Source organism: Peribacillus sp. NPDC060253 (assembly GCF_042727425.1).
GTDB lineage: Bacteria > Bacillota > Bacilli > Bacillales > DSM-1321 > Peribacillus.
In genome coordinates, this window is record NZ_JBHXAS010000143.1 from 1 (window position 1) to 10,456 (window position 10,456).

Annotated in this window: 9 protein-coding genes and 1 pseudogene; all 10 read right to left on the bottom strand. The window is 39.8% G+C overall.

From position 1 onward, the window contains the following. Positions 1 to 452: 452 nt before the first annotated feature. Entirely contained in the window at positions 453 to 1,634 is a 1,182-nt protein-coding gene (locus ACFWE9_RS23495; protein WP_377359064.1) for an ABC transporter substrate-binding protein, read from the bottom strand. A 21-nt stretch (positions 1,635 to 1,655) separates the two neighbouring features. Continuing rightward, entirely contained in the window at positions 1,656 to 2,363 is a 708-nt protein-coding gene (locus ACFWE9_RS23500; protein ID WP_230156317.1) for an ABC transporter ATP-binding protein, read from the bottom strand. After that, the gene (locus ACFWE9_RS23505) at positions 2,356 to 3,120 is read right to left on the bottom strand and encodes an ABC transporter ATP-binding protein (protein ID WP_230156319.1); all 765 of its coding nucleotides are present in this window, start codon (positions 3,118 to 3,120) and stop codon (positions 2,356 to 2,358) included. The genes ACFWE9_RS23500 and ACFWE9_RS23505 overlap by 8 nt, the downstream gene beginning before the upstream one ends. A gap of 2 nt (positions 3,121 to 3,122) precedes the next feature. Next, positions 3,123 to 4,118: a branched-chain amino acid ABC transporter permease gene (locus ACFWE9_RS23510; RefSeq protein WP_230156321.1), complete on the bottom strand. Its 996-nt coding sequence runs from the start codon at positions 4,116 to 4,118 to the stop codon at positions 3,123 to 3,125. Position 4,119: 1 nt separating this feature from the next. Further along, a complete protein-coding gene (locus ACFWE9_RS23515) occupies positions 4,120 to 4,983 on the bottom strand; it encodes a branched-chain amino acid ABC transporter permease (protein WP_230156323.1) in 864 nt (287 codons plus the stop codon). Positions 4,984 to 6,165: 1,182 nt separating this feature from the next. Next, the gene (gene coaA / locus ACFWE9_RS23520) at positions 6,166 to 7,089 is read right to left on the bottom strand and encodes a type I pantothenate kinase (RefSeq protein WP_230156325.1); all 924 of its coding nucleotides are present in this window, start codon (positions 7,087 to 7,089) and stop codon (positions 6,166 to 6,168) included. A gap of 124 nt (positions 7,090 to 7,213) precedes the next feature. Further along, positions 7,214 to 7,510 (bottom strand): hypothetical protein, encoded by a 297-nt coding sequence (locus ACFWE9_RS23525; RefSeq protein WP_230156327.1) that lies wholly within the window; start codon positions 7,508 to 7,510, stop codon positions 7,214 to 7,216. Positions 7,511 to 7,522: 12 nt separating this feature from the next. Beyond that, positions 7,523 to 7,930 (bottom strand): annotated as a pseudogene (locus ACFWE9_RS23530) (NAD(P)H-dependent oxidoreductase). Positions 7,931 to 7,972: 42 nt separating this feature from the next. Further along, complete coding sequence (locus ACFWE9_RS23535) at positions 7,973 to 8,605, bottom strand: HlyD family secretion protein (RefSeq protein ID WP_230156329.1); 633 nt, start codon at positions 8,603 to 8,605, stop codon at positions 7,973 to 7,975. A 2-nt stretch (positions 8,606 to 8,607) separates the two neighbouring features. Continuing rightward, positions 8,608 to 10,239 carry an MFS transporter gene (locus ACFWE9_RS23540; protein WP_230156331.1) on the bottom strand — a complete coding sequence of 544 codons (1,632 nt, stop codon included), beginning with the start codon at positions 10,237 to 10,239 and terminating at the stop codon, positions 8,608 to 8,610. Positions 10,240 to 10,456 lie beyond the last annotated feature (217 nt).

The window sequence follows — 10,456 nt, forward strand, 5'->3', positions numbered from 1 at the left end:
CGCTTTCATTACTTAAGGACAAGATATTTTTGTAATAATTGTAAGATATAGATCATTCCCCTTAAAAACCCAAGCGCATCAGTATCTCTCTTTGGAATCAAATAAAAAGCCTTACATGGATCTGGCTACTTTATCAAGTCGCCGCCGTTCCATTTCTTTACTTAATAGGCACTGGCAATCACGATATCAAACAACATTCTCTTTTGCAGGTAACATGGCTGCCATCTAGATAAATTCACTCCAAGCTTGAAATAATGGAGTATATTGCCGTTATCTACTCTATCATCGGAGCTTCCTATTTTTGGCACTCCCGATTTTTTCAAAAAAAAACGTGTACATTGCCCCTCCAAATGGACAACGTACACGTACAAGAAATATACCAATATGCTAATCTAGGACACTGCGTCTAAATAATATCGACTTTGATGGACAAGCCCCATCCCTTTTTCCCCTTAGCGAACGGGCACCACTTTTCCATCTTCAACCGCTCCCACGACAATGGTCGATGCGAATCCGCCATTTTCATCAATGGAAGGAATATCGTATATTTTTTGATCTGGCCCGATATTTGTAAGCCCATCCTGCATGTGTTCACGAATAGCCTTAGCGTCATCAACACTTCCTGCAGATTTCATCGCTTCTACAAACGCATACATGGCAATATAATTCAAACCGACTTCGGAGCTCGGATCTTCCTTATATTTTTTTTGATATTTCTCAACGAAGGCTGGCACTGCGTCTTCATCTGAATCCATCAGTGGCAGAACACCTATTGAACCTTCCAATGTTTCATATGACCCTGCAATCGGCTTCATTTGATCTAGCTTTGCCTGATCCATAATAATGAAACCACCTTTAAACCCTAGCTCCCGAGCTTGCTTCGCCACTTTTGCCGTAGGTTCCGAAGCACCCCCGATAAACAGCACATCAGGATCTTTTTTCAATGCATTGGTAACAATCGTAAAGAAATCGGTTTCTTTGGCGAAATCAATGGATGAATTATAAACGACCTTCCCCCCTTGTTTTTCCCAATGTGGAAGAACCGCTTCCGTCCAGTCTTTACCGTATTGAGAAGCGGTCGGCAATGCTGCAATTTTCTTGCCAAAATGCTTCATTGCATATGTTGTAAAAGGTTCGATATATCCTTCGTAATTCGGTGGAATTCGAACGGTCAATGAATTTCCGCTATCGGTCACTGATGGTTCACTCGTATATGCGCCAATGATGAATTTCTCTTGTTCATTAAAGACCTGCAGTGCCAGTACACCCCCGCTATGCGGTGTAAAAATGATCGGCGTATCATATTCCTGAATTAATCTTTTAGCATTCGCCCCTGTTTCATTTGGTAAGTATTTATCATCCAATGATACTAAATTCAGCGTGTATTTCTTACCCTTTACATCAAACCCGCCTGCATCATTAATTTCATTGACGGCCATTTCGACACCATTCAAAGTCCGTTTCCCATATAGAGCTGCTGCCCCGCTTAATGGACCACTAAAACCAATGTTCACGACATTCTCACTTTTCCCTTTACTGCCACTGCTGGACGCGGGACTTTCTCCTTTATTGCAACCAGCCAAAACAATCATAATTAACACCAGAAAGACAAATGATACTTTCAGTTTTTTCATATATATCCCCCATTCCTATTTTCAGGCTCCAATATATGCTTTCTTTACTTCGTCATTGGCCAATAACTGACGTGCTGTCCCTTGAACGACAATTTCCCCATTTTCATAGACATATCCTTTATCTGCAATTCTGAGTGCAGCATTCGCGTTTTGTTCAGCAAGCAGGATTGTGATTCCCTCACGGTTTATTTCTTCAATGACTTGAAACATCTGTTCGACAATAAGAGGTGCAAGTCCAACCGAAGGCTCATCAAGCATCAACAATTTTGGCTTGGACATCAACGCCCTTCCTATTGCCAGCATTTGCTGTTGGCCGCCGCTCAGGCTTCCGGCTTCATCTTGGTGCTTTTCTTTTAAAATAGGGAATAAATGATAGACGTATTCCAACAAACCCCTGATTTCCGCCTTGTTCTTTCGGTGAATATAGGCACCCATTCTCAGGTTTTCCTGGACGGTCATTTGTGGAAATAGTTTACGGCCCTCTGCACACTGTACTATTCCTTCCCGTACATTCTTGTCCGGGGCCCTGCCTCCTATGGGAATGCCTTGAAAATGAATTTCTCCCTGTGACAGCTTACTGATACCGCTGATTGAACGAAAAGTCGTACTTTTTCCTGCCCCATTAGCTCCTAACAATACAACGATTTCCCCTTTGGAAACCTCGATATTCACATGTTTAATGGCAGTAAAACTCCCATAAGCCACTGCAACATCCGTTAACTTAAGCACTCGCACTACCTCCCAAATAGGCTTTAATCACCGCTTCATTTCCGCGGATTTCCTTAGGTGTGCCCTCGGCAATTTTTTCCCCGTAATTAAGGACCATGATGTGATCTGCCAAGTTCATGATCATATGCATTTTGTGCTCGATTAAACATACTGTCAGTCCCGATTGATTTAATTTTTTAATCAGTTCCGTCAGCCCTTCCGTTTCATCCGGGTTGATTCCGGCAGCAGGTTCATCAAGAAAGATAATTTCCGGTTCCGTTGCAAGGGCTAGGGCAATGGCTGTCCGTTTCTTTTCCTCCTGAGAGATGCTAGATACCATTCTGTCGGCCGATTTCGTCAATCCAACAATATCAAGTACTTCCATTGCCTTATCCCTGCATGCTGCTTCCTCTCGTTTTAAGCGTTTCGTTCTTAGGATGGCATCCATCAAATTGGATTTTGTTCGAAGTCTATGCCCGACAATGACATTATCCAACACGGTCGATTGATCAAACAGGCTTGTCGTTTGAAAGGTCCTTGAAATCCCAAGGCCCGCTATTTCATTGGCACGGAGCTTGGTGATGTCAATCCCTTTAAATAGCACCGTCCCTGAACTTGGTCGATGAAAGCCACTGATCAAGTTGAAAAATGTGGATTTCCCTGCACCATTCGGTCCGATGATTGCATTGATTCCTCCTTTTTCAATCATAAAATCCACATTATTGACCGCCGCTAATCCACCAAACCGTTTTGTCAAATTCTTCGTTTCAATCAGCAAGTTCATCCCTCCTCTGCCTTAATGGGAAATTCTTTTCTCACCCCTGACATTTTCTTACCTTTCCGCTTGCTCTGCCAATCAAAGACGGCTCCCGTGATTCCGCGAGGATAAAAGATGATGATCAATGTAAGCAATGGACCGAATATCAACATTCGATATTCTTGGAGGAATTGAAGGTTCTGTGAAAGGATCACAAGCAGTAATGTACCAACCAAAGGACCTGAAAGTGTTCCGATTCCACCAACCAATAAATACATCAAAAGATCGAACATGATGGATGTGGAACCAATATCAGGCCCAATGAAACGAATGAATGAAGCATACAAGGCACCTGCCAGCCCAGCGAAAAATGTGGATAGGACAAATGCGGTCAACTTATTCTTCATTGTCGATATACCAATCGTTTGAGCGAGGTCCTCGCTGTTCCTGATGGCCATGTAAGTCCTGCCTGTCAACGAGCGGATAATTCGATAGACGATTAAAATGACGGCAAGCAAGAAAATGAGGACTAGATAATATTGTGAAGCAGCAGTTTCAAATGTGATGGGACCGATATTTCCAGGAGCAGGGATGCCGATCAATCCTCTTACACCCTCTGTAAGCCCCTCCCATTTATCGATGACCAGATAGATGATGTAACCCACACAAAGGGTATATATCGCGAAAAAGTGTTCCTTTGTCCTTAATGCGATCAAACCGATTAAAAAACCAATGGCACAGGTGATTAAACAGGCTCCAACAAGTGCCAGCCAAAAGTTCATTCCCGTTTTAACCGTCAGCAGGCCGAGCGAATATGCCCCAATTGCAAAAAATCCAGCATGTGCAAGTGACAGATAACCTGTATAGCCTGATAATAAATTGATTCCATATACAGCTATCGCCCAAATGAATGAAAGTGTCAGTATGTGAAGATAATAGTCGTTTTGTGCGATGAAAGGGAATGAAAATGCAAGGATGATAAGAGCAATAAGTCCATTGCGTTTCGTTAAAATCTTCAAGCTACCTCTCCCCCTTGGCAAAAAGACCTGTTGGCTTCACGGTTAATATTACGACTAAAAGAATGAAAGCAATGATGTCTTTATAATCATTAGAAATATATGTTGCGCCAAGGCTTTCGCTGAAACCTAGAATATATCCGCCAACGATCGCACCCGGAATGCTCCCCATCCCGCCCAGTATGATAATGACGAATGCTTTTAAGATGACTAAATGCCCCATTCCAGGAAAGACAAGGTTAATCGGTGAAGCAAGGGATGAAGCGATGGCGGCTAATCCCCCAGAAATCATGAAGGTCAGCATCGCAACTTTATTAATGTTGATTCCCACCAATGACGCACCTTCACGGCTTTGGGACATCGCTATTATCGTTGAACCGGTATACGTTTTCTTAAGGAAGAGATAAAGTAAAACCATCACCGCAATGGCTGATACGATGATCAATAAACGCTGAAGGGTGAATGTCAAGCCCATGATATTGACGACTTGTCCATATGGAGATGTCATTGTATGGAAGTCGGCACCCCAGACAAATTGGGCAAAAGCTTCAAGAAAAAGAAGAATGCCGATTGCTGCAATTTTATCGTGCAATGGAGGTGCCTCCCTTAACAAACGGAATACGAAACGCTCCAAGAGGACACCCAACAAGCCAACAACGATAACGGATACAAACATGGCAAGCCAGTAATTGACCCCATATAATGTCATCATCGACAATGTGATATATCCTCCTAACATATATAGGGCACCATGCGCAAAGTTCGGGATATGCAAAATTCCATATACTAGCGTCAGTCCGAGGGCAACTAGACTATAGACGCTGCCAATCGTCAATCCATTAAAAAGCTGCTGGATCAAAATATCCATTTACTTCCTCCCTGAATAATTATTTAATTTTACTTGGCCGCTCATTCACTGATTGCTTACAATCCTGTCCATATTTGGAAAGCACTCATCTTTAAGGAAACCAATTATCTTACGCTAAAACAAAGGATCTCTTTCAAACCATTTCTTCCTTGACCAGCTGGCGCTTTTAGTTTTACCATCTGCATTAAGCGGCAATGATTGTTTTTACATGAAATTACTAAGACACTTTATAATGGTTCAACAATCGATAACAATGACCATCTAATGCTTCTTGATCGATAACAATTCCCTGCTTTGGGACAACAAACGCTATAACTTTACCACTTGTCCAAAGGCACTGAAGCTCACCACCTATTTATATTCATTTAAGAAGTAGCTGATAAAGCCTTTGTGTTGATAGCGCTTTCATTTTTGATCAAGTATTTCTATTGCGCATCTTCTGGAATCCACCTATTTTCCCTTACAGTATTTAAGGGATTGAATGGTATGATGATCATTCCCAGTTTAGTTTGATCGCCGGATAATGGGCTTTTATAAATCATGATGATTTCCAAGCAGGAGGCCAATTTTATTTCCAAGCCTTATACCATGCTGCAGCAGTCCATACACATATCATTTCATTTAAGTAATGATTCGTTCTAAGATGAATGCTGACAAATCCTAAAATATCACCTCCGTGTTGTATAGTTTTCTTTCAATTTCTCTGAATGACTGGATCGTTCAACCCTCTCACCTCGCCCTTTCTACAGAGTTATTCCGTAGAACAATTTTCCTATTATAAATGCAAGTGCCGTGCCATAGTTAAAACACTATCAAAACAGCAAATTTACCAGACGTGTGAATTCATTATTGAATTGTAAAAATGAAATGAAAGGGCTCCATATGGGTTAACCGTCATTCAATTTTGACTGAATAAAACCATTTCTGAATTAATTAGAGCATAAAAATGAAAACGGAAAATTACGGGACACTTAAGTAAGTCATTAAGCGCAAATCGACAAAAATAAGGGGTTACCGATAAAGTAACCCCCATACTCACCTATTCTTTTCATTGACCTTTAATCGATATTTTTTAAGTTTCCTTATTGTTGCCTGGAAACTGCATGTTCAAGCGGCGCTGAATTAAGGTTTTCATAAAAATTCGTTAATATAGAGTAATGGACCTCGCGAACAAAGTATGCATTATAACTTTCGTAAAAAGATATTTTCAACGTTATGATTTGACCCTTTCTTCAAAACTATATTGGCTCGCCCTTTTGTCGGTAATATATTTTCAAGTAAATTCACTAAATTAATTTCTTCCCAAATTTGAGTCGCTAGCTTAATAGCATCTTCTTTAGACAAGTTTGCGAAACGACAAAAATAGGATTTGGTATCTTGAAAAGCTGTCTCTTGAAGTAGGAGAAACCTCTCGATATACCATCTTTCTATGTCCTGTACCTCAGCATCAACATAGAGTGAAAAATCAAAAAAGTCACTGACAAATATTTGACTTTCTTTGTCCACTTGTAGAACATTAACACCTTCCACTATTAAAATATCTGGATTACAGATAGTTTGCACTTCATCCGGCAGAATATCATACGTCAAATGTGAATAGATCGGTGCTTCCACTTTATCTTTCCCTGCTTTTACATCTCCGATAAAATTAATTAATTTTTGAGTATCATAACTTTCAGGAAACCCTTTTCTTTTCATCAGTCCTTTTTTTTCTAAAAAGTCATTTGAGTACAAAAAACCATCTGTTGTAACTAAGCCTACGTTTCTATGATTGTCCCATCTAGATAATAGTATCTGAAGTATCCTTGCTGTTGTACTCTTCCCTACAGCAACACTCCCTGCAATTCCAATAATATAAGGTACTTTTTTAGCGTTATTTTTTAGAAAGGAAGTAGTAGCGGTATGAAGTTGCTGAGACGCTTTGACATATAAATTAATTAAACGAGTCAAGGGCAAATAAATCTCTTCTACTTCATCAATGGATATTTCTACATTTATTCCCTTTACATTTTCTAATTCTTCTTCAGTTAAAGGAAGAGGAGCGTGATTTCGTAAAGATGCCCACTCTTTTCGATTGAATTCAAAATAGGGAGTATAGGAACTCATGATTTATGTTACCTCACTTTTTAGAGTTAAGTTCATTCTTAGGAATAATTCTACACTTATCTGTTTTTTTCATTCTCACGCTTACGATTCATGTTTTTTAACGCTTTTCTATAATCTTCATCCTTCATAGCCAATCGACTATGTTCAAATCTTCCTGCGTCGTGTACTGGAAACCTTGAAGGGCTTGGCGGTAGGTCTGACCGTTCATGCGCTGAACCTGCCCTTTTGAATCGGCGGTACCAATTAGAGTCTCCTCTAGAACCAATTCAGATTTGTCAGGTGAATGGATAGCTTCCTTACCAATTTCATTTATAACCGCTTCATGTGCCCCTTCTTCTTTTGAAGGTGACCAAAAATTAATTTTGAATAATCCCGCCATAACAGCCTTAGCCAATACTATACAAGCAATAATGGTCACCATCTGACCAACTCCTTACTGTACATATGCTAGATTTTGTGTGACTTCCGCTACACGTTTTCCTAAAGCTCTTCCTAACTCTTGGGCTTGCTTAGGAAGCAAATCTGTACGATCAATGGTAGCTTCTAATCCTCCATGAACAGTAGCAGTGGTACAAAATACAGCCCCAATTTTGTTTATCAGCTTACCTTCTGCCCATAAAAACCCTAATTTATCAATCCAAGCTTTTTATCCAGAGCTAATCGTCCCGAAATGTCCAGGACATCCCGATACATTCGCATCATTTCTGATAGCTATTATACTTCAGATTGTTCCACATGATCGATAAACACTACTGCACCCTTCTTGAGCACCGTCTGCTAAAGAATCCGCCAGTGCCTTTGTATGTTCACCTTCGCTATCATAGACAATATAGATTTTCATAAAGTTTCCACTCCTCTTCGGTGCATTCATTCCAATTTTCGTCTACAACGAGATTTTGATTTTAGCATTCATACCAGGAAGCACTTTGGCAGATGGATTCATAATAGAGATTTTAACAGAAACTTTTTGAGTGACCTTCGTGAAATTGCCCGTATTTTGCTCTGGTAACGTCGAAAATACAGATTTCGTTGCATAGCCGATTTCTTCTACTTTTCCTTCGAAAGTTACATCGGTATCGCCATCAACGTTTATATCCACTGAATCACCTTTTTCAATGTCCTTTAAATCTGTTTCTTTGATGTTGGCTGTAATGAATAAATGCTTGAGGTCTGCAGCCTGGGCAAGCACTTGGCCGCCTTGTACTAACTGGTTATTACCCGTTCCATTTTTAATAATCGTTCCCCCCATGGTCGACTTTATGGAAACGGTTTGACCTCCTTCATCAATTGTTCCTATTGTATTTCCTTTTGTAACAGATTTACCTTCTTTGATATCCCATTCTTTGAGCATACCAGAAGCTGGTGCTACAATTTGAACCATGTCTGCAGATACCTTCGCATCATCGGTTTTAACAAAGCTCTCATTTTGATAATAAAAGTAAGCACCGCCCGCTAGTAAAGCAATTATAACAAGAACCCCTAAAATATTCGCAATTATCAAACGATCTTTTCTCATACTTATTTCCCCTTTTTATTAGTTTTTTCCGATGGAGCTGGAAGTAAAATGTGCTGCTCTTTCTGCACAAGCGACCTTCCTTTACCGGTTACAGTCTTTCCAATGGAAGCCAACAGCATGATAATGCCTAATATCAAAAGAATGGTGAATAAATCATGGTAAGCTCCTAGAAGCGCACCTTTTTGGCTATTCACAACCATCGAGTAATAGGCCATGCTTTTTGCCTCTGTCAGTGTCTGTCCATTATTGATGTAGCTGCGGACCAATTCGGCCATCTCCGAGTTAGTCTGGGGGTTCAATAGTGAAATTTCTCCTCGAACATCTTCATAGTGAATCGCATGCATTCGATAAGCGAACCATCCTAGTACTGGTGCAGCAATTGCACCAATTAAATTTCTCATTGAATGTAGGGATGTCGACCTTAGCGTTGCCTTGTGAATGTCACCTGCTAATGCTGTTCCCAATGCACCTGATATTAGCACCATGCTTATGCCAACACCTATACAAGCCATCTGAACATTTATTGCCGTTAAAGAAGCCTGGGTTCCAATTGCTCTCCATTGAATACTGACAATTATTATGATGATGGATCCTACCATTCCCAGTCTCCCTGCACCCCATTTGTCATACAGCAGAGTACAGACAACACCTGACGCCAGGAAGCCCACAAAAAACCAAAAATAAAAATAAGTAAGGTATATGAATGGAGGATCAAGAATGTTACGCAAAAACCCATTCGCTCCTGCAATCGCAACGATTAGAGCAATATGAGCGGATATAGCCATAATGGTTCCTGAAACCGTTTTTGCTGACCATAATGATCGGATTGGAATAAGCGGATCAACAGCATTAACTTCAACCGCTATGAACAACACCCCCAATAGAAGCGCAATCACAAGAAATGGCCAAACCTGATTTGATGTAAAGCCGTTTTCTTGTAAATTATACAGCGGGAAAATCAAGTCCATTATTAATAAAGTGAATAAAAGTATTCCCTTCATGTTAAGTTTCGCTCCTGAGTTTAACTCTGGCTTCTTTTTGGGTAAGATTCTGAACCCTATTACAAGGCAAATAAGGGATGAAAGAATATTTAACAAGAATATCCAACGCCACTCAGAAATACTCAAAGATAAGGATCCAAAAAATGCACCAACCGCGCTACAACCAAATAACCCACCTATCGCAAACAATAAAAACAGATTACGCACCTTGTTTGGGTAAGATCTTAAACTATGCGGAAGGATTGTCAAAAACAATACTCCTGCACCTAAACCTTGGAGTGATCTGCCAATGGTGAGCGGAATGATCCCCCAGCTTAGAATATTGATGATCGTTCCACCAATGAATATGAAAATGAAAGTGAGATAAATTTTTCTTGTGCCATATTTCATGGGAAGGATACGGCCGAATGGGAGACCTAGCGAAAAAGCCAAATTTGAGCAAATGGATGGAAGTAACATAACTTGTGTACTTAAGTTAAGTCCATTTTGAATAACCATTTGATTCAAGATGTAGGAAAGACTTGTAAAGTATTGAGGCCCAAAAGAAAATAACGTTAATATAGACATGAGCACATATTCCGGTAAAAGGGGTTTCTTTATTTCGCCAACCAATACATTATTTGGTGAATTCATATAATTCCTCCTTTCTTTCTAAGCTAATTTTAAATGTGAAATTCCATTTATTAATCATGTTTAAAGAAAAAAGTCTTCACCATCCATTCATAATGATTAGTAAAACATGTTACCTAATCAAACTTGCTATTTACAATTTGTATTATACAATATACATAAAAAATATAGCAATAAAAATATTACTCAAACAACCCTAAAACACGGTAAGATGAAAAAG

What these genes read in the sequence shown, in the direction of transcription:
- ACFWE9_RS23495 (WP_377359064.1), bottom strand. Translation starts at nt 1,634, where the DNA reads ATGAAAAAACTGAAAGTATCATTTGTCTTTCTGGTGTTAATTATGATT.
- ACFWE9_RS23515 (WP_230156323.1), bottom strand. Translation starts at nt 4,983, where the DNA reads ATGGATATTTTGATCCAGCAGCTTTTTAATGGATTGACGATTGGCAGC.
- coaA (WP_230156325.1), bottom strand. Translation starts at nt 7,089, where the DNA reads ATGAGTTCCTATACTCCCTATTTTGAATTCAATCGAAAAGAGTGGGCA.
- ACFWE9_RS23525 (WP_230156327.1), bottom strand. Translation starts at nt 7,510, where the DNA reads ATGGTGACCATTATTGCTTGTATAGTATTGGCTAAGGCTGTTATGGCG.
- ACFWE9_RS23535 (WP_230156329.1), bottom strand. Translation starts at nt 8,605, where the DNA reads ATGAGAAAAGATCGTTTGATAATTGCGAATATTTTAGGGGTTCTTGTT.
- ACFWE9_RS23540 (WP_230156331.1), bottom strand. Translation starts at nt 10,239, where the DNA reads ATGAATTCACCAAATAATGTATTGGTTGGCGAAATAAAGAAACCCCTT.